This is a genomic window from Thauera humireducens, from assembly GCF_001051995.2.
In the GTDB taxonomy this organism is placed as follows: Bacteria; Pseudomonadota; Gammaproteobacteria; order Burkholderiales; family Rhodocyclaceae; genus Thauera; species Thauera humireducens.
The window spans coordinates 2625429-2643440 of the sequence record NZ_CP014646.1 but is presented as its reverse complement, the minus strand read 5'-3'; the positions used below and the strand labels follow the sequence as shown (position 1 = coordinate 2643440).

Sequence of the window (18012 nt, the reverse complement as noted above, 5' to 3'; positions counted from 1 at the left end):
GAATGTCCGATGTTCGTCATCCGCTCAAGGCGGATCTGCTGCTTGTATTTGCCACGCTGGTCGCTGCCGCGGGCTGGATTTTCTCCAAGGAATCGCTCGTCGGTCTGCCGCCCTTGCTGTTCGTGGGCATCCGCTTTCTGCTCGCAGGGGTGGTACTGGCCGCCTTCAGCTGGCCGCAACTGCGCGTGCTCGACCGTGCCGGCTGGCGGGGATCATTCGTCGTGGGCGCGCTGTTTGCGCTGGCGATGGCGCTGTGGATCAGCGGCCTGCAGCACGCTACGCACCTGGGCGAGGGGGCGTTCATCTCCGCCCTGGGGGTGGTGTTGGTGCCGGTTGTCGCGCGCGTGTTCTTCCGGGAGCATCCGCCGCGGATCGCCTGGGTGGCGATGCCGCTCGCGCTGACGGGTTTCGCGTGCCTGTCGCTGGAGCACGGCTTTCGCTTCGAACCCAGCCAGTGGTTCTTCCTCGCGGCGGCGCTGGTGTTTGCCGTGCTGATCAACCTCAATGGTCGCGTGGTGCGCAATGTGTCGCCGCTGGCGCTGAGCACGGTGCAGGTGATGATGGTCGGCATCCTGATGCTGCCGCTATCGGCCCTGCTGGAAACCTGGCCCGAGGCGGTGGCGACGCCGGTGCTGGGGTGGGTGCTCGCCAGCGCGCTGATCGCCACCACCTTGCGCTTCTTCACCCAGCTCTACGGCCAGAGCCTGACCACACCCAGCCATGCCGCAGTCATCCTGATGCTGGAGCCGATGTGGACCGCGATGCTGGCCGCCTGGTGGTACGGCGAGCGCATGAGCAACCTGCAGTTCGTCGGCTGCGCGCTGATTTTTTCCGCCTTGGTGCTGAGCCGCTGGCCCTGGGTCCGCGCGCTGCTGCGGACCGTGCTGAGGTAGACGTCCCGCCCGCCGCCGGGTGGTATCTGGCATACCGTGCTCGGTGCGTTCGATGTTCGCCAAATCGAAGGTGTGACATCGAGAGTCCTGGATGCTGCAGTCGCCCCATCCGTCACGCAGTGTTTTGTCGGATTTCTTTACATTCGAGAATTGCACACTTTGGGTGTTTTACGCACTTTTCAACTAAGCTGCTGTTGAATAAGGAGAAAAATATTCAAATCAGATCTGGCATGGGGTTTGCTTTGACAGAAGCAGTACCTGTTCAAGGAGCCCGAAATGAAAAAAATCACAAGAACCCTGTGCGCCACGGCCCTGCTTGCAGGTACGTTCATGGGCCCGGGTGCGGCGCATGCGCTGTCACTGCCGCCGGTGTCGAGCTGTGGTTTTGCCGACCCGAACCTTGCCAACCTGCTGTGCGTGACGACCTCGACCGGTGCGAAGGTGTACGTTGCCAGCCAGCACGACGACTACATCTCCTACTCGGTCAATGCCCTGACTCAGCTTTCGAGCTACGGCTATACGGAGTTCTCGGAGTGGGACAGCCTGCCGTCCTTCGGTTCCGGACAGATCGTCAAACTGTTCTCGTTCAACAACTCGAATAACCTTCCGTTGCCGCCGGCCACTGGTGGCACCGGCGACAATCATGCACCCTCGCCGGACGGTGACCAGACACCGAAGAACGACACGCTCTACATGGGCGAATGGCCGTTCGACGCGGTCGTGACCGTGGGCGACCTCAAGAACTTCCTGGGCGAAGGCAGTTACTCGCCGGTGTTCTCGTTCGACCTGAACAACACGGCCAAGAACCTGCTGTCGCTGAACGGCGTGTTCGAGATCGTGACCGACGTCGTGCGTGACGAGGATGGCAAGATCATCGGCAAGACCGTCATCGATACCTTCGCCTTCGACAACATCTTCAACTCGGCGTACGACCCGAATTCGTTCGTGCCGGCGCTTCCCGAGGTTGAAGTCACCTGGTTTGATCCGGGCAACCCGAACTGCGATTTGAGCGGTCTGTGCACGATGAACGTCGACAACAACGTCGGCAGCGGCAAGCCCGACTTCTTCGCCTACGCGCCGACCCTCGATCTGCGTAACTACAACGATGATTACCAGCTGTACTTCCAGCTGCGCATGACGGGTCTGGATTCCGGCGGCGAGGAACTGGCGCTGGTCAACATCATCAACATCCCGCCCACGCCGGTTCCGGAACCGGGTGTGCTTGCCCTGCTCGGTATCGGTCTGCTGGGCCTGGGCGCCGGGCGTCGCAAGCTGCGCAGCTGACGCGCCCTAGCTTTTGGGTGTGAGGGACTTGGGCCTTCCTCGATAGAGGGAGGCCTTTTTCGTGTGCGCCCAGCATGGGCGCACTCCTGCGGGTGGAAGTCCCGCCGTAAGTTGATCACAGCGAACGAAGTGAAGCGCAACTGCGTGAGGGTGACCGAGCGTGGGAAGGAAGCGTGGAGCATAAGCTGCGAGCCGATGGACAAGAATCGGATAGAAGGCGCTGCGGAGCAGGGCGAGCGAGCACGTAATCGGGAAGCTCTCGTGATCAAGGCGAAGTGGCGTAGATCCGGCGGTTGTGCAGCGAAGGAGTGCGTTCTTACCTGGGGAGATCTCGCCTTATGCCTGAAAGGGCGACGGTGCTGAGCCGGAGCGAGAAGTCAGCAGAGGCTGTAGTACTTGGTGGTAGGGCCGTTGAGGCTGGAGACCGCCGGGGAAGGGCCGAACGAGTAGGAGGGCCGAAGGCCGTGTCGCTCGGACGTGCAATGCATCAGAAGCTCGGGAGGCCGGGGCGCAACGCGGGAGGGCGAGGTGAAGCCGATCCCGAAGCGGTGCGTGATGAAGCACGGACGGCGCGGCATGAAACCGGAAGCCCGGGGCGAGATGGCCTGCTTCTTCAGGCGCTCGCGAAAGCGAACATGGAGGCGGCGTGGAAACGCGTCAAATCCAATCGCGGCAGTGCTGGGGTGGATGGGTTGTCGATCGCCGAGACGGCGGCCTACCTGAGAGCGCACTGGCCTCGGATTCGGGAGTCCTTGCTGGATGGCAGCTACCGGCCTTCTCCGGTGCGCCGCGTCCAGATCCCGAAGTCCGATGGCGGGGTGCGCGAACTGGGGATTCCGACGGTGACGGATCGGCTGATCCAGCAAGCCCTGCTGCAAGTCTTGCAGCCCAGGATTGATCCGACGTTCTCTGACCATAGCTATGGCTTTCGCCCGGGACGCCGTGCGCACGACGCGGTGCTCGATGCACAGCGCTACGTGCAGGACGGTTACCGGGTGGTGGTCGATGTGGATTTGGAGAAGTTCTTCGACCGGGTCAATCACGACATCCTGATGGAACGCCTGGCGAGGCGAATCGAGGACAAGGCCGTGCTGCGGCTGATCCGTTGTTACCTCGTGGCCGGGATCATGGGTGGCGGCGTGGTCATGGAGCGGTTTGAGGGCACGCCGGAAGGCGGGCCGCTGTCGCCGCTGCTGGCCAATGTGCTGCTCGACGAGGTGGATCGGGAACTGGAGCGGCGGGGGCACCGCTTCGTGCGCTACGCCGACGACTGCAATGTGTATGTGCGCAGTCGCCGTGCAGGCGAACGGGTGCTAGCGGGCCTGACCAAGCTCTACGAGCGACTCCGCCTGAAGGTGAACGACGCCAAGACGGCCGTCGCGCCGGCCTCGCGCCGCAAGTTTCTGGGCTATGCCTTCTGGTACGGCCCAGGCGGACAGGTCAAGTGCAGGGTGGCCGACAAGGCGCTCAACGCCTTCAAGCAACGCATCCGGCAATTCACGTGTCGCTCGGGCGGGCGCAACCTGACCGAGACTGCCGAACGGCTGCGGGCCTACATGCCGGGCTGGAAGGCGTACTTCCAGCTCGCGCAGACACCCAAGGTGTTCCGCGAACTCGACGAGTGGATTCGACACCGGCTGCGTGCGGTGCAGCTCAAGCACTGGCGTCGGGGTACGACGATGTACCGGGAATTGAAGGCTCTGGGCGCTTCGGAAACGGACGCTCGACAGGTGGCGGCGAACAGTCGAAGGTGGTGGCGTAACAGCCGCTTCCTGCTGAACCGCGCAATGCCTGTTGCCTACTTTGATCGGCTCGGTGTGCCCCGGCTCTCATGACCTCAACGACTCGAACCGCCCGGTGCGGACCCGCATGCCGGGTGGTGTGGGAGGGGAACGGTCAGGTAACCTGGCCGCCCCTATCCCGATTGGCGCGGCGCGGATAACAGAACGCCCCGCGGTCCTTCGGGATCCGCGGGGCGTGTCGTGCAGCGCTCGGTCAGGCCGCGTTCAGACGTTGAACAGGAAGTTCAGCACGTCGCCGTCCTTCACCACGTATTCCTTGCCTTCGGCGCGCATCTTGCCCGCTTCCTTGGCGCCGGCCTCGCCCTTGTACTGGATGAAATCCTCGTAGGCGATGGTCTGGGCGCGGATGAAGCCGCGTTCGAAGTCGGTGTGGATCACGCCCGCGGCCTGCGGGGCGGTGTCGCCGACGTGGATGGTCCAGGCCCGCACTTCCTTCACGCCGGCGGTGAAGTAGGTCTGCAGGCCGAGCAGCGTGTAGCCGGCGCGGATCAGGCGGTCGAGGCCGGGCTCGTCGAGACCCATGGACGCGAGGAAATCCTTCTTGTCGGCATCGTCGAGGTCAGCGATCTCGGCTTCGATCGCGGCACACAGGGCCACGACTTCGGCGCCTTCGGCCGCGGCGTGGGCGCGTACCGCATCCAGATGCGGGTTGTTGTCGAAGCCGTCCTCGGCGACGTTGGCGGCATACAGCACCGGCTTGGCGGTGATCAGGCAGAAGGGGCGGAGCGAAGCCCATTCTTCCTTCGACAGGTCCAGCGCGCGCACCGGCTTGCCCTGGTCTAGCTGGGCGAAGCACTTCTCGAGCACCGCGACCAGGATCTTGGCTTCCTTGTCGCCCGAGGCGGCAGGGCGCTTGTAGCGATTGAGCGCCTTCTCGACGGTGGCCATGTCGGCGAGCGCGAGCTCGGTGTCGATGACCTCGATGTCGCGGATCGGGTCGACGCTGCCCGAGACGTGGATCACGTTGTCGTCGGCGAAGCAGCGCACGACGTGCACGATGGCGTCGGTCTCGCGGATGTTGGCGAGGAACTGGTTGCCCAGGCCTTCACCCTTCGAGGCGCCGGCGACCAGGCCGGCGATGTCGACGAACTCGACGATGGCGGGCTGGATCTTCTGCGGCTTGACGATCGCGGACAGCGCATCGAGGCGGGGGTCCGGCACTTCGACGATGCCGACGTTGGGCTCGATGGTGCAGAAGGGGTAGTTCTCGGCCTGGATGCCGGCCTTGGTCAGGGCGTTGAACAGGGTCGACTTGCCGACGTTGGGCAGGCCGACGATTCCGCATTTCAGGCTCATGTGAATCCTTGTCGTTCCGGGGCGGGCGCGTGGACGTCGCGCTACGGCCTTGATCCGGTGTGGAAAACTCGCAATTGTACCGTGTCGTCGGGGGGGCGTTCAAAGCCTCCGCGCCCATGGCGTGCGCAAATCACGCCCTGCCGGCCTACAATGCCCGGCTTGCATTGGCCCAAAAGTAGACCAAGGAAGGAGGCGATATGGGTGGAACATGGTTGGATGCAATCGATGAGCGCAGCGCGGCCGCGCTCGCGTCCGGGGCGCTGCAACCGGTGCAGGCCGAACAGACCGAGATGGAGGATGGCGGCATGCGCTTCATCGTGCGCTGGGTGTCGTCGCTGGCGGTCAAGGACGCGGCCAAGGTGGCGATTCCGGGCGGGCCGCGCGACCCGAACTTCAACCCCTTTCTCAATCCGGATCCGGCGCTGACGGTCGGCCCGGTGGGCGACGCGCATGTCGTCATCCTGAACAAGTTTCCGCTGTGCGAGCGCCATCTGGTGCTGGCGCGGCGGACCTTCGAGGAGCAGTTGCAGCCGCTCGAATACAGCGACTTCGCCGCGCTGGCGACGATCATGGTCGAAGCGGGCGGCATCGGGCTGTACAACGGCGGCGCGGCGGCTGGCGCCAGCCAGCGTCACAAGCATGTGCAGTGGATGCCCGAAGCCGAGGGCAACGCCAGCCTGCGGCTGTTTGCAGGCGGCCTGCCGCTGGGGCTGCCCGAGCAGGGGGTGGCGACGCACCCGGCGCTGCCGATGAAGCATGTGTTCGTCCGCGTGCTGAGCGGGCGCGACGTGCCGGTCGAGGCGGCGGCCGACAGCCTGCTGGCGGGGTATCGCAATGCGTGCGACGAGCTGGGGCTGGTGCCGGGCGAGGATGGCCTGCTGCCGCCGTGCAACCTGCTGGTGGGTGAGGGCTGGCTGCTGATGCTGCCGCGTAGCCAGGAGTGCTTCGAGGGGATCTCGATCAGTGCGGTGTGCTTCGGTGGCACGCTGTACACGCGCCAGCCGGAACAGATCGAAGCGATTCGCCGGGTCGGTCCGCTGCGCGCGCTGGCGGCGGTGGGCTGCTGATACGGAAGGCCGCGGCGTTCAGGTTCCGGCGTCTTCGGGCGCCGGTCCCGGCGTCGCGTCCTTCGGTGGCCTGGGTGCTTTCGGCGGCTTTGGGGGCGCAGGTCGCGCGTTGAGCTTGGTGGCCGTGGCGTTGAGTTCGCCGCGCGCCAGTTGCGGCCAGGCGACGAGTGCCTTGTCGATCGCTTCGTCGATCTGCTGCTGTTCCTCGCGCCGTGCCGGCTTGAGAACGAAGTTCACCACTTCGCTGCGGTCGCCCGGGTGGCCGATGCCGATGCGCAGGCGCCAGTAGTCGTGGGTGCCGAGGTGGGCGGAGGTGTCCTTCAGCCCGTTGTGGCCGCCGAGCCCGCCGCCGAACTTCAGCCGCAGCTGGCCGGGCGGGATGTCGAGCTCGTCGTGCACGACGAGGATCTCCGACGGTTCGATGCGGTAGAAGCGCGCAAGCGCGCCGATGGCCTGGCCGGAGCGGTTCATGAAGGTCTGCGGCATCAGCAGCCACACACCGGCTTCACGCGCATTGGCGACCAGACCGTGGAAACGGGATTCGTGCGAGAAGCGCACGCCGAGCTTGTCGGCGAGCCGCTCACAAAACCAAAACCCGGCGTTGTGCCGGGTTTCAGTGTATTCAGCCCCCGGATTGCCGAGACCGACGACGAGACGCAGGGGGCGCGAAGGCGCGGCGCTCATCGGTATTCGGTCTTCAGCATCCGTTGGGGCAGGCCGGGAGGTAGCTCAGGCGGCTTCGCCTTCGCCTTCCGCCGCGCCCTTCACCTTCAGTGCGCTGGCAACCACCGGGTCGCCTTCGCCGTGCAGGACCAGCTCGACGCCGGCCGGCAGCTTGATCTGGGAGGCGTGCACCGACTGGCCGGCTTCCAGCGCCGACAGGTCGACTTCGACGAACTCGGGCAGATCCTTCGGCAGGCACTGGACGTCGATTTCGTTGGCGACGTGCGAGATCATGCAGCCGCCCAGCTTGACGGCGGGGCTCACGTCGTCGCCGACGAAGTGCAGCGGCACCTTCAGGTGCATCTTCTGGTCGGCGGCCACGCGCTGGAAGTCGATGTGCAGGACTTGCGGCTTGAAGGCGTGCCACTGGGTGTCGCGCAGGACGACGGTTTCCTTCTTGCCATCGACGTCGATGGTCAGGACGGACGAGTGGAACACTTCCTTCTTGAGCAGGTGGTACAGCTCGTTGTGGTCGAAGGTGACCGGCAGGGCGTCGCCCGAAGCGCCGTAGATGATGCCCGGCAGCTGGCCGGCACGACGCAGGCGGCGGCTCGCACTCGTACCCTGGGCGTCACGCTTGGTGGCCTTGAATTGGATCTGCATGTGTTGCTCCTAGTGGTGATGTCTTCGCCCGCGACCAGGCGAAAACGTTGAGCGCCCGCCCCTTCGTCCGAAGGGGCGGGCACGAAACTCATTCCATGAACAGCGAGGAGACGGACTCTTCGTTGCTGATGCGCAGGATGGTGTCGGCCAGCAGCGAAGCGACCGAAACCTGGCGGATGCGCGGGCAGGCCTTGGCGTCCTCGCGCAGCGGGATGGTGTCGGTGACGACGAGTTCGTCGAGTTCGGAGTCGTTGATGCGCGACACCGCGGCGCCCGACAGCACTGCGTGGGTGCAGTACGACAGCACACGCTTGGCGCCGTGCTGCTTGAGCGCAGCGGCGGCCTTGCACAGCGTGCCGGCGGTGTCGACGATGTCGTCCATGATCACGCAGGTGCGGCCTTCGACCTCACCGATGATGTTCATGACTTCGGAAACGTTGGCCTTGGGACGGCGCTTGTCGATGATCGCCAGGTCGCACTCCATGCGCTTGGCGAAGGCGCGTGCGCGCACCACGCCACCGACGTCGGGCGACACGACCAGCAGGTCGTCGTACTTCTGCTTGTCGAGGTCGTTGAGCAGCACCGGCGCGGCGTACACGTTGTCGACCGGGATGTCGAAGAAGCCCTGGATCTGGTCGGCGTGCAGGTCCATGGTCAGCAGGCGCTGGACGCCCACGGCCTGCAGCATGTTGGCGACGACCTTGGCCGTGATCGGCACGCGCGCCGAGCGCGGGCGACGGTCCTGGCGGGCGTAGCCGAAGTAGGGAATGGCTGCCGTGATGCGGCCGGCGGAGGCGCGCTTGAGCGCGTCGACCAGCACCAGCAGTTCCATCAGGTTCTCGTTGGTGGGCGAGCAGGTAGGCTGCAGAACGAACACGTCCTTGCCGCGCACATTCTCGAGCAGTTCGACATTGACTTCGCCGTCCGAGAACCGGCCGACCGTGGCCGAACCGAGGGAGATACCCAGACGTCGCGTCACGTCGGCGCCAAGTTTGGGGTTGGCGTTGCCGGTGAAGACCATCAGGCTGCCGTGGGGCATTTCTGCTACTCCGAGTGCCGTAAGAATCGACGCGCACAATCTTGTGCGCGCAAAAACGACTCGGGCAGACCCGTGGTCTGCCCGTCGTTGTATGGCTGGGGAGGAAGGATTCGAACCCTCGAATGCCGGAATCAAAATCCGGTGCCTTAACCGACTTGGCGACTCCCCAAGAAACCTGTTTCGTCAGCGTTACACATCGACTGATGAAGCGGCGGCGATTATAGCCACTCGTACATCGGATGGCGAGAGGCAGATCGCACTTTCCAGGCTGTCCATCGTTCAGGACAGCTGACTGCGATGCGTTCCGCGTCATCTGCCGAAAACACTTCGGCGAAGACGCAGGCGCCCGAGCCTGTCATCCGGGCCGGTGCGAATTGCGCCAGCCAGTCGATCGCGTTTTGCACTTCCGGGTAACGTTTGCAGGCCACTGCCTGCAGGTCGTTTCGCGTGGTGCTTGCTGCGAAGTCCGGTATTTTGATCAGAGCCGTATTTCTCGTCAAGTCCTCTGCGCAAAAAATTTCGGCGGTCGAGACCGAAACCCCCGGTGAAAGGACCACGTACCACGCGGGCGGCAGTTCGAGCGTCTGGAGGGCTTCGCCCACGCCTTCGGCAAAGGCGTCGCGGCCGAAGATGAAGACCGGCACGTCGGCGCCGAGCTGCAGGCCCAGGGCTTGCAGTTCGGTCCGGCTGAGTCCGGTGCCCCACAGGCGGTTCAGTGCGATCAGGGTCGTGGCGGCGTCCGAGCTGCCGCCGCCGAGGCCACCGCCCATGGGCAGCACCTTGTGCAGCGCGATGTCGGCACCCCGCGTGCAGCCGGTGCGTGCCTGCAGCAGACGCGCGGCCCGCACGACGAGGTCGTGCTCGGCCGGGACGCCGGCGACTGCGTTGGTGCGGCGGATCTCGCCGTCCTCGCGTAGCGCGAAATCGAGTGTGTCGCCCCAGTCGAGCAGGCGGAAGGCGGTCTGCAGCAGGTGATAGCCGTCGGCGCGCCGTCCGACGACGTGCAGGAAGAGGTTGAGCTTGGCCGGCGCGGGACAGCCGGTCAGGCGTTGCGGGTCCGAAGTGTCGGGCCGGCTCAGGGCAGGGTGGTCCATGAATCGATGACGAGGCGGATGCGGGCGTCGCCGCGGGAGATGTCGAGGCGTGCGGGCGGGGCGTCGGCAGACTCGCCGGCGTAGTCGAGGTACTCGATCCGCCAGCCCAGGTCGATGACCAGCGCCGGGCGGCCGGCCGAGTCGCGGTTACGGATTTCGGCCTCAGGTCCCGGTGCGGCCTGCACCCAAAGACCGAGCCGGCCTATCGGGACATCGACACCCAGTACCTGCGGCAGCAGGGCTTCGGCGGAGTCCGCGCTCAGCACCTGGCCGTCGGCGGTCTGCAGACGGGCGCCCAGCGCGTCCGCATCGAGCTGGGCGACGACCTGGCCGAGTGGGGTGAGCAGCGTGAAATGGTGGGTGCCGCGGACGTGCTGCCATTCGACGCGGCCGCTCGCGGCCTGCTGGCCATCGCTGGCGGACAGGCGGCCCTGCAATTCGAAGGCCGGTGCCGCGTTGCGCGTGACGACCGTGTCCGGCGCCGTGACGGACAGCGGGGCGCAGGCCGCGAGTCCGAGTGCGATCGCCGTCATGGCGGCGCCGAGCGTGAAGCGGGACCGCACGATCACTGGCCGCGCAGGCGGCGCACGGTGTCGCCCAGCAGCTTGTTGTCCGGATGAGCCTTCAGCGCTTCGTCGAAGATGCGGTTGGCGTCGCCCTGCCGCTGCAGCGTCCACAGCACTTCGCCCAGATGCGCGGCGATCTCCGCATCGGCACGGATCGCGTACGCGCGCTCCAGATGGACCACGGCCTCCTTGGCGTCGCCGCGGCGGAAGCGCACCCAGCCCATGCTGTCAAGGATGAAGGGGTCGTCCGGCAGCAGCTCGAGGGCGCGCACGATCAGTGCCTCGGCCTCATCAAGGCGCAGGCTGCGATCGGCGAGCGAATAGCCGAGCGCGTTGTGCGCATGGGCGTGGTCGGGCTTGAGTTCGATCACGCGCCACAGGCGGCTCTCCATCAGGTCGATGCGGTCGAGCCGTTCGGCGAGCATGGCGGTCTCGTACAGCAGGTCGGTGTCGTCCGGATGTTCGCGCAGCGCATCGTCGAGCACGACCAGTGCGTCGGCAGTGCGATCGGCCTCGCGCAGGACCTGCGCCTCGGCGATCAGGTAGCGGCGCTTGAGCTCGTCGTTGCCGTCCTGCGCCTTCAGCAGGGCGCGGGCCTCGTCGACGCGGCCTTCGCGGGCCATGCTCTGGGCGCTGCGGATCATGGCTTCGGGAACATGGCGTTCGTCGGTGATCTCGCCGAACCACTTGCGTGCGGCGGCGCCGTCGCCACGATCGTCGGCAAGCAGGCCGAGCTGCAGGCGGATCAGGTCGGGTTGCGGATGGCCGTTGTCGAGGGCGCGCAGGTAGTGGGACTCGGCTTCGGCCTTGTCGTCGAGTTGCGCCGACAGCAGGCCCACCGCGTACAGCAGCTCGGCGTCGTTGGGGCTGAAGGCGAGCAGGCGGCGAAACTCGCTGCGTGCGTCCTCGAAACGCTGGGCGCTGACCAGCGCGCGGGCGTAGGCCAGGCGCAATGCGTTGTTGTCGGGGTTGCGCTGGACCTCGGCCTCGAGCTGGCGTGCCGCCTCGGCATTGGCACCGGAATGCTGCAGGATCTGCGCCTTGAGCATCACGGCCGGCTCCCAGCCGGGACGAAGCTGCAGTGCCAGGTCGACTGCGCCCAGCGCGAGCATCGGGTCCTGCGCGACCATCGCCGCCTGGGCGCGCGCGATGTAGGCTTCGGGCACGTCCAGATAGGGCTCGGTCAGGCGCTGCACGATACGCAGCACCGCATCCTTGTCCGGGATGCCGGCGAGTGCGCGATTGAGCCCGAGCAGGTTCTGCGGCAGCCGCCCGTTCGATTGGGCGAGGGCACGCGCAAGGTGAGTCTGGACGTTGTCGAGGTTCGCAGCGCCGCCGGTCGGGCCGCCCACGCCGGCGAGAATGCGGCGGGCTTCCTCCGAATTGGGCGCCACCTCGACCCACAGGCTCGCGGCCTCGCCGGCCATCTGCGGGTTGCGCGAATACATGGCGATCTCGGTGGCGCGGCGGGCGATCCGCGGATCGCGGGTCGCGCGGGCAAGGTCGAGATACAGCTGTGCCGACAGGCCGATCTGCCCGCGGGCGCCTGCGATCTCGGCGAGCAGGAACTGGTACACCGTGCGCGGCGTCAGCTCCTGGGCCGGAAGCGGGCCACCCGCTCCGTCGTTTTCGGCAGCGGAGAGGCTGGTCGCCGCGCCGAGGCCGAGCGCGAGGCAAAGGGTTCTGAGGATGCGGGCAGGCTGGGTTTTCATGAACTTGATCCGGCGGATGCGGCGAGGCGTCGAAGGGCGCTGCAGGGCCTCGCCCCGGGGCGGTGACGGCAGCCCCTTCGTTTAGACGCGAGTTTGAGCGCTGCTCTAGAATTCGGTTCGCGTCATGGTATGCAGATCGGCGCCGTGCCCGCAAGACGGACGGGTGCGGCGCGCCGCCCGTGCTGTTCCGTCCCGCAGGATGTCATGCCCGAACTGCCCGAAGTCGAGACCACTTGCCGCGGCGTGCAGCCCCACGTCGAGGGACGGGCGCTGACCGCGCTGGTCGTCCGCAATGCCCGCCTGCGCCTGCCGGTGCCCGACGACCTCGCCGAACGACTCGTCGGGCGTGACCTGAGGCGGGTGTCGCGGCGCGCGAAGTACCTGCTGTTCGACTTCGGGACGGGCTCGGTGATCCTGCATCTGGGGATGTCGGGTAGCCTGCGCGTGGTGGCGGCCGGGCTGCCGCCTGCGGCGCACGACCATGTCGACCTCGTGTTCGGGGATCTGGCACTGCGGCTGCGCGATCCGCGCCGCTTCGGCATGATCGTGTGGCAGGCGGGTGACGCCGATGCCCACCCCCTGCTGGCCCGGCTCGGCCCCGAGCCCCTGAGCGAGGCCTTCGATGGTGCGTGGCTGCATCGCGTCACGCGCGGGCTGCGTGCGCCGATCAAGCACGTGCTGATGGACAGCCACAGGGTGGTCGGCGTGGGCAACATCTATGCGTCGGAGAGCCTGTTCCGTGCAGGCATCCACCCCCTCGAGCCCGCGGGCGCGCTCGGGCCGCGGCGCTGCGCGCGGCTCGTGGCCGCGGTGCGCGACACCCTCACCGCGGCGATTGCCGCAGGCGGCAGCACCTTGCGTGACTTCGTCGGCAGTGACGGGCGGCCGGGTTACTTCCAGCAGCAGTATTTCGTCTATGCCCGCGAGGGCGAGTCGTGCAGGCACTGCGGCACGCCCGTGCAGCGCATCGTCAGCGGGCAGCGCGCCACGTACTTCTGTCCCCGCTGCCAGCGGCGGCGAGCCTGAGGCGTTCGTCGCACGGAGCGGGCCGCCGGTCCTGCCGCGCAACGCCAGGATGGAAGGAAAGCGGGTTCGCCGTTATGCTGCCGCTATCAGGATCGTCCCCGTGCCGTGGTGCGCGAATCCAGTCCGACGAGTGAGCCGATGACCCAGCTGATCGACCAATTTTCCGCCTACGCCGACTGGCGTGCTTCCGCCGCAGAGACCGTGACGCGCCTGCGCAACTGGCTGTCGCGCAACGAGGTGGGCGATGCCCAGTCCGACCTGCGGCTGCAGTACCTGCTCGACCGCCTGCGCGATGACAAGCTCACCGTGGCCTTCGTTGCCGAGTTCTCGCGCGGCAAGTCCGAGCTCATCAATGCCATCTTCTTCGCCGACTACGGCGACCGCATCCTGCCGTCGAGCGCGGGCCGCACCACGATGTGCCCGACCGAACTGCAGTGGAGCAAGGGCGCGAGGCCCGAACTGCGCCTGCTGCCGATTCGCTCGCGCGAGCGCCAGGCCCCGGTGAGCGAGCTCAAGCGCTACCCGGAAGAATGGCAGGTCGTGCCCCTGCAGGCGCTGGATGCGGCCGGCTTGCAGGCTGCGCTGGCGCGCGTGGGCGAGACCACCCGGGTGAGCCAGGAAGAGGCCGAACGCCTGGGGTTCATCATCGACCCCAAGGGCGAGCAGGGACTGAAACCCGGCGCCGACGGGCTGATCGAGATGCCGTCGTGGCGCCACGCCGTCATCCAGTTCCCGCATCCGCTGCTCGAGCAGGGGCTGGTCGTGCTTGATACGCCGGGCCTGAACGCGATCGGTGCCGAACCGGAACTGACGCTGTCGATGCTGCCGAGCGCCCACGCGGTGCTCTACATCCTTGCCGCCGACACCGGCGTGACGCAGAGCGATCTCGCGGTGTGGCGCGACTACGTGCAGGGCGCTGGTTCGCGCCAGCGTGGCCGTCTGGTGGTGCTGAACAAGATCGACGGCTTGTGGGACGGTTTGCGCGACGACGCGCAGATCGCGGCCGAGATCGACAAGCAGGTCAGCTCGGTCGCCGATACGCTGGATATCGACGCGTCCGCGGTGTTCCCGGTTTCGGCACAGAAGGGGCTGGTCGCGCGCATCAATGGCGATGCCGAGTTGCTCGAGCGCAGCCGCATGACCGCGCTGGAGCAGGCCTTGACCGGCGAGTTGCTGCCGGCGAAACAGGACATTGTGCGTGACGACGCGCTGGCGGAAACGAGCGAGGTGTTCGCGCAGACGCGCGGCCTGCTCGAGGCTCGCCTGGCGAGCCTGCGCGAGCAGTTGCAGGAGCTCACCGACCTGCGCGGCAAGAATCAGAGCGTCATCGAATACATGATGCGCAAGATCCGCACCGAGAAGGAGGATTTCGAGCAGGGTCTGCAGAAGTACTACGCGGTGCGCTCGGTATTCTCCAATCTCACCAACAGCCTGCTCGCCAACATCGGCATGGATGCGCTGCGCGACGAGACACGCCGCACGCGCGAGGCGATGATGGAGTCCACCTTCACCAAGGGCCTGCGCGACGCGATGGAGGGGTTCTTCCAGCACCTGCGCAGCAACCTGCAGCGCTCGACCGGGGAGATCGCCGAGATCATCAAGATGCTCGATGCGATGTACAAGCGCTTCAGTGTGGAGCACGGCCTCAAGCTGCCGCCACCCGAGGCCTTCTCGACACTGCGCTACGAGAAGGAGATCGAGCGCCTCGAGTCGGCCTTCAATCGCCAGCTGAACACCACGCTGACGCTGGTCACGACCGAAAAGCACACCCTCACGCAGAAGTTCTTCGAGACCGTCGCGGTGCAGGCGCGACGTACGTTCGAACTCGCCAACCGCGACGTCGAGCAATGGCTGCGTGCGGTGATGTCTCCGCTGGAGACGCAGGTGCGGGAATACCAGATCCAGCTCAAGCGTCGCCTCGAAAGCGTCAAACGCATCCACCAGGCGACCGACACGCTCGAGGATCGCGTCGAAGAGTTGCGCCAGGGGGAGACCAGCGTGCTGGGCATGCTGGACGAGCTCGAGGCCCTGCAGCAGGAGCTGGCCCAGAGGCTGGGCGTGGAACACGGTGAGGCCACCGAAACCCGGCGGGCCGCCTGAAAAAAGCTGAAGAGGCTGGCGCGGGCAGCGCCTGCCGCCAGCGACCGAAAGTTAACGGCACGAGGCCTTCCGCGGCGCATGTCCGCGGAAGGCCTCGTGCGTGTTGCAGTCCGGTGCCGGGGGGCGTCAGGCCTTGCCGGTCAGCTTCAGGAACTTGTCCATCAGCTGGTCCTTGGTCTCCTGATGACCCGGATCCAGCGGGATACAGTCGACCGGGCAGACCTGCTGGCACTGCGGTTCGTCGAAGTGGCCGACGCATTCGGTGCACTTGTTCGGGTCGATGACGTAGATTTCATCGCCCTGGGAGATGGCGCCATTGGGGCATTCCGGTTCGCAGACGTCGCAGTTGATGCACTCGTCGGTAATCATCAGAGCCATGATCTTTGCTTCCTTGCTATCGCTTTGAGTTCAGTTTTTCCTGCAGCCGTGCCAGCACGGTAGGCTGCACGAACTTGCTCACATCGCCGCCGAGGCGGGCGATTTCCCGCACCATCGTGGCGGAAATGAACATGTACTCTTCGGCCGGCGTCAGAAACACGGTTTCGACGTCCGGGTAGAGCTTGCGGTTCATTCCCGCCATCTGGAATTCATACTCGAAGTCCGACACGGCACGCAGGCCGCGCAGGATCACGCGTGCGTCCTGCTGCTTCAGGAACTCCATCAGCAGGCAGTCGAAGCCGACCACGATCACGTTCGGGAAGGCGGCCACGGCAAGGCGCGCGATCTCGACCCGCTCGTCGAGCGAGAAGATCGGGTTCTTGCTGTTGCTGCGCGCAACGGCGACGACGACGCGGTCGAACAGCACCGACGCCCGGCGCACGAGATCCTCGTGCCCGCGGGTGAATGGGTCGAACGTGCCCGGATATACCGCCACCGCTTCCTTCATGCCCGGCTCCTGCGCATCAGATGGAAATGGACCTGTCCGGCGCGGCCCTGCTTGGCCGGGAGCCAGTTGCCCAGGCTGTCGATCGCGACCTCGGACTCGACATAGAGCCATCCGTCCGCCTTCACCAGCCTGTCCAGCCAGGGTTCCACACGCTCGACCCAGCCCTGGTTGTAGGGTGGGTCGAGAAACACGCCGTCGAACGTTCGCGGCGTGGTTTGCGCGAATCTTACCGCATCGCCGCGCACGATCTCTACTTGCGACGCCTGTAGGGTCTTTGCGGCCTTGTGCAGTGCGTCGAGCGCGCGCGGGTCGCGCTCGACCAGCACCACCGATGCCGCGCCGCGCGAGGCGGCCTCGAAACCGAGGATGCCGCTGCCGGCGAAGAGATCCAGGCAGTGCTGGCCGTCGAGGTCCTGGCCAAGCCAGTTGAACAGGGTTTCGCGCACGCGGTCGGGCGTGGGGCGCAGCCCCGCCACGTCGGTGACATCGAGCAGGCGCGAGCGCCACTGCCCGCCGACGATGCGCACGCGGCTCATTCGCGCGTTTCTGCGGCAGTCGCGGGTGCTGCCTGCGTGTCGCCGTCGCCGCCTGCGATCACGGTGACGAGGTGCTCGCTGCGGATGCGGCGGGAGAAGGCGTCGCGCACCTGATCGACCGTGACGGCCGCGACCTTGTGCGGGTAGGTGTCGAGCCAGTCGAGCGGCAGGCCGTAGAAGCCGATCATCGCCACGTAGTCCAGCGTCTTGGCGTTGGAGTCGAGGCGCAGGCCGAAACCGTTGATCAGGTTGTCCTTGGCGCCCTGCAGCTCGGTCTCGCTCGGCCCCTTGGCGATGAAGCCGGCCAGCGTGTCGCGTACCACGCCGAGGGCTTCCTCCGCCTGGCTGCCGCGCGTCTGCAGGCCGATCTGGAAGGGGCCGGCGACCTGTTGCGGTGCGAAGTAGCTGTAGACGCTGTAGGCGAAACCGCGCTTCTCACGCACTTCCTGCGTCAGGCGCGACACGAAGCCGCCGCCGCCCAGCACGTAGTTGCCGACCAGCAGCGGAAAGTAATCGGCATCTTCGCGCGCCATGCCCGGCTGGCCGACGAGGATGTGGGCCTGGGCCGAGGGGTGGGGAATGCGCAGCGTCTCCGCCTGCGGCGCTGCAGGCGCGGGCAGCGGCGCAGCCGCCTCGACCGGCGGCAGGCCTGCCGTCAGTCGCTGTGCGATGCGCTCGGCCGTGGCGCGGTCGACGTCGCCGACGATGGCGATGGCGGCGCGCTGGGGGCCGAAGTGGCGGCGGTGGAAGTTCACCAGGTCGTCGCGGGTGATCGCTTCGAGCGATTCCGGCGAGGTGGTGGTGCCGTAGGGGTGGCCGCTGTAGAGCGCCTCGTTGAAGCGGCGGGCGGCCAGCGTGGCGGGTTTGGTCAGTGCCTCGCGCAGTCCGGCGATGGCGCGGCGGCGTTCGCGTTCGAGGATCTCGGGCGGAAAGACGGGCTGCGCCAGCAGGGTAGCGGCGAGGTCGACCGCGGCATCGCGCTCGGGCGCGGAGGACAGGCTGCGGATCGACAGGCTGGCGCGGTCATTGTCGGTGCTGCCACCGATCTGTGCGCCGATGTCGGCGATGCGCTCGGCGATCTGCTGTTCGTCGAGCGCGCGGGTGCCGGCATCGAGCAGGCTGCGGGTCAGGCTCGCGAGGCCGGCCTTGTCCGCGGGCTCGAAGGCGGAGCCGGCGGCGAAGTCGACCTGGATGTCGACCAGCGGCAGCGCGCGGCTTTCGACGAAGGACACGCGTGCACCGGAGGGCGCGGTCCATTGCTCGATCTTCGGGCCGGCGACGGCGGCCGGGGCAAGCGCCAGTTGCGCGACCAGGGCGAGGCCGGCGAGGGCGGGGGCGAGGAAGCGGGGCGTCAGGATCATGGCGGGGCGGTCGGCTCGGTTCGC

At 66.7% G+C, this 18012-nt stretch carries 17 protein-coding genes and 1 tRNA gene; 6 read left to right on the top strand and 12 right to left on the bottom strand.

The window, feature by feature from the left end; all coding sequences use genetic code 11:
• The first annotated feature begins 2 nt into the window (after positions 1-2).
• From AC731_RS12380 to ltrA, 3 genes are all read left to right on the top strand, one after another.
• Entirely contained in the window at positions 3-893 is an 891-nt protein-coding gene (locus AC731_RS12380; protein ID WP_048706491.1) for a DMT family transporter, read from the top strand.
• A gap of 276 nt (positions 894-1169) precedes the next feature.
• Positions 1170-2177 (top strand): PEP-CTERM sorting domain-containing protein, encoded by a 1008-nt coding sequence (locus AC731_RS20155; protein ID WP_048706488.1) that lies wholly within the window; start codon positions 1170-1172, stop codon positions 2175-2177.
• A 482-nt stretch (positions 2178-2659) separates the two neighbouring features.
• A complete protein-coding gene (ltrA, locus tag AC731_RS12370; RefSeq protein WP_237266529.1) occupies positions 2660-4012 on the top strand; it encodes a group II intron reverse transcriptase/maturase in 1353 nt (450 codons plus the stop codon).
• Between the two features lie 171 nt (positions 4013-4183).
• Here the strand turns inward: ltrA and ychF are convergent, their stop codons facing one another.
• Complete coding sequence (ychF, locus tag AC731_RS12365) at positions 4184-5275, bottom strand: redox-regulated ATPase YchF (protein ID WP_004264080.1); 1092 nt, start codon at positions 5273-5275, stop codon at positions 4184-4186.
• Between the two features lie 197 nt (positions 5276-5472).
• On the opposite strand from ychF, the gene AC731_RS12360 reads away from it, so the two are divergent.
• A complete protein-coding gene (locus tag AC731_RS12360) occupies positions 5473-6342 on the top strand; it encodes an ATP adenylyltransferase family protein (protein WP_048706481.1) in 870 nt (289 codons plus the stop codon).
• 18 nt (positions 6343-6360) lie between these two features.
• Here the strand turns inward: AC731_RS12360 and pth are convergent, their stop codons facing one another.
• The 7 genes from pth to AC731_RS12325 all read right to left on the bottom strand — a co-directional run bounded on the left by pth (position 6361) and on the right by AC731_RS12325 (position 12079).
• Positions 6361-7026, bottom strand: coding sequence for an aminoacyl-tRNA hydrolase (gene pth / locus AC731_RS12355; protein WP_048706477.1), 666 nt, complete (start codon positions 7024-7026; stop codon positions 6361-6363).
• A 45-nt stretch (positions 7027-7071) separates the two neighbouring features.
• On the bottom strand, positions 7072-7668 hold the full coding sequence (locus tag AC731_RS12350) for a 50S ribosomal protein L25/general stress protein Ctc (protein WP_048706474.1): 597 nt from the start codon (positions 7666-7668) through the stop codon (positions 7072-7074).
• Between the two features lie 88 nt (positions 7669-7756).
• Positions 7757-8707 (bottom strand): ribose-phosphate pyrophosphokinase, encoded by a 951-nt coding sequence (locus tag AC731_RS12345; protein ID WP_004264090.1) that lies wholly within the window; start codon positions 8705-8707, stop codon positions 7757-7759.
• 92 nt (positions 8708-8799) lie between these two features.
• Positions 8800-8876 (bottom strand) — tRNA-Gln (locus AC731_RS12340).
• 49 nt (positions 8877-8925) lie between these two features.
• Positions 8926-9801, bottom strand: coding sequence for a 4-(cytidine 5'-diphospho)-2-C-methyl-D-erythritol kinase (gene ispE, locus AC731_RS12335; RefSeq protein ID WP_048706471.1), 876 nt, complete (start codon positions 9799-9801; stop codon positions 8926-8928).
• Positions 9783-10364 carry a lipoprotein insertase outer membrane protein LolB gene (gene lolB, locus AC731_RS12330; protein WP_232435121.1) on the bottom strand — a complete coding sequence of 194 codons (582 nt, stop codon included), beginning with the start codon at positions 10362-10364 and terminating at the stop codon, positions 9783-9785. Before lolB ends, ispE begins: the two co-directional genes overlap by 19 nt.
• A gap of 2 nt (positions 10365-10366) precedes the next feature.
• Positions 10367-12079, bottom strand: coding sequence for a tetratricopeptide repeat protein (locus AC731_RS12325; RefSeq protein ID WP_048706469.1), 1713 nt, complete (start codon positions 12077-12079; stop codon positions 10367-10369).
• Positions 12080-12283: 204 nt separating this feature from the next.
• Here AC731_RS12325 and mutM point away from each other — a divergent pair, with 204 nt between their 5' ends.
• Positions 12284-13105, top strand: coding sequence for a bifunctional DNA-formamidopyrimidine glycosylase/DNA-(apurinic or apyrimidinic site) lyase (mutM, locus tag AC731_RS12320; protein ID WP_004264108.1), 822 nt, complete (start codon positions 12284-12286; stop codon positions 13103-13105).
• A gap of 138 nt (positions 13106-13243) precedes the next feature.
• Complete coding sequence (locus tag AC731_RS12315) at positions 13244-15205, top strand: dynamin family protein (protein ID WP_048706465.1); 1962 nt, start codon at positions 13244-13246, stop codon at positions 15203-15205.
• Positions 15206-15331: 126 nt separating this feature from the next.
• Here AC731_RS12315 and AC731_RS12310 read toward each other — a convergent pair whose 3' ends face one another.
• Genes AC731_RS12310 through AC731_RS12295 form a run of 4 tightly spaced genes read right to left on the bottom strand, consistent with a single transcriptional unit; the run spans position 15332 to position 17988 of the window.
• Entirely contained in the window at positions 15332-15583 is a 252-nt protein-coding gene (locus tag AC731_RS12310; RefSeq protein WP_004264114.1) for a YfhL family 4Fe-4S dicluster ferredoxin, read from the bottom strand.
• A 16-nt stretch (positions 15584-15599) separates the two neighbouring features.
• Positions 15600-16091 (bottom strand): pantetheine-phosphate adenylyltransferase, encoded by a 492-nt coding sequence (coaD, locus tag AC731_RS12305; protein ID WP_048706462.1) that lies wholly within the window; start codon positions 16089-16091, stop codon positions 15600-15602.
• Positions 16088-16627, bottom strand: a complete 540-nt coding sequence (gene rsmD / locus AC731_RS12300) for a 16S rRNA (guanine(966)-N(2))-methyltransferase RsmD (protein ID WP_004264121.1) — start codon at positions 16625-16627, stop codon at positions 16088-16090. The genes coaD and rsmD overlap by 4 nt, the downstream gene beginning before the upstream one ends.
• Positions 16624-17988 (bottom strand): M16 family metallopeptidase, encoded by a 1365-nt coding sequence (locus AC731_RS12295; protein WP_048706459.1) that lies wholly within the window; start codon positions 17986-17988, stop codon positions 16624-16626. The genes rsmD and AC731_RS12295 overlap by 4 nt, the downstream gene beginning before the upstream one ends.
• Between the last annotated feature and the right edge of the window lie 24 nt (positions 17989-18012).

What these genes read in the sequence shown, in the direction of transcription:
- AC731_RS12380 (WP_048706491.1), top strand. Translation starts at nt 3, where the DNA reads ATGTCCGATGTTCGTCATCCGCTCAAGGCGGATCTGCTGCTTGTATTT.
- AC731_RS20155 (WP_048706488.1), top strand. Translation starts at nt 1,170, where the DNA reads ATGAAAAAAATCACAAGAACCCTGTGCGCCACGGCCCTGCTTGCAGGT.
- ltrA (WP_237266529.1), top strand. Translation starts at nt 2,660, where the DNA reads ATGCATCAGAAGCTCGGGAGGCCGGGGCGCAACGCGGGAGGGCGAGGT.
- ychF (WP_004264080.1), bottom strand. Translation starts at nt 5,275, where the DNA reads ATGAGCCTGAAATGCGGAATCGTCGGCCTGCCCAACGTCGGCAAGTCG.
- AC731_RS12360 (WP_048706481.1), top strand. Translation starts at nt 5,473, where the DNA reads ATGGGTGGAACATGGTTGGATGCAATCGATGAGCGCAGCGCGGCCGCG.
- pth (WP_048706477.1), bottom strand. Translation starts at nt 7,026, where the DNA reads ATGAGCGCCGCGCCTTCGCGCCCCCTGCGTCTCGTCGTCGGTCTCGGC.
- AC731_RS12350 (WP_048706474.1), bottom strand. Translation starts at nt 7,668, where the DNA reads ATGCAGATCCAATTCAAGGCCACCAAGCGTGACGCCCAGGGTACGAGT.
- AC731_RS12345 (WP_004264090.1), bottom strand. Translation starts at nt 8,707, where the DNA reads ATGCCCCACGGCAGCCTGATGGTCTTCACCGGCAACGCCAACCCCAAA.
- ispE (WP_048706471.1), bottom strand. Translation starts at nt 9,801, where the DNA reads ATGGACCACCCTGCCCTGAGCCGGCCCGACACTTCGGACCCGCAACGC.
- AC731_RS12325 (WP_048706469.1), bottom strand. Translation starts at nt 12,079, where the DNA reads ATGAAAACCCAGCCTGCCCGCATCCTCAGAACCCTTTGCCTCGCGCTC.
- mutM (WP_004264108.1), top strand. Translation starts at nt 12,284, where the DNA reads ATGCCCGAACTGCCCGAAGTCGAGACCACTTGCCGCGGCGTGCAGCCC.
- AC731_RS12315 (WP_048706465.1), top strand. Translation starts at nt 13,244, where the DNA reads ATGACCCAGCTGATCGACCAATTTTCCGCCTACGCCGACTGGCGTGCT.
- AC731_RS12310 (WP_004264114.1), bottom strand. Translation starts at nt 15,583, where the DNA reads ATGGCTCTGATGATTACCGACGAGTGCATCAACTGCGACGTCTGCGAA.
- coaD (WP_048706462.1), bottom strand. Translation starts at nt 16,091, where the DNA reads ATGAAGGAAGCGGTGGCGGTATATCCGGGCACGTTCGACCCATTCACC.
- rsmD (WP_004264121.1), bottom strand. Translation starts at nt 16,627, where the DNA reads ATGAGCCGCGTGCGCATCGTCGGCGGGCAGTGGCGCTCGCGCCTGCTC.
- AC731_RS12295 (WP_048706459.1), bottom strand. Translation starts at nt 17,988, where the DNA reads ATGATCCTGACGCCCCGCTTCCTCGCCCCCGCCCTCGCCGGCCTCGCC.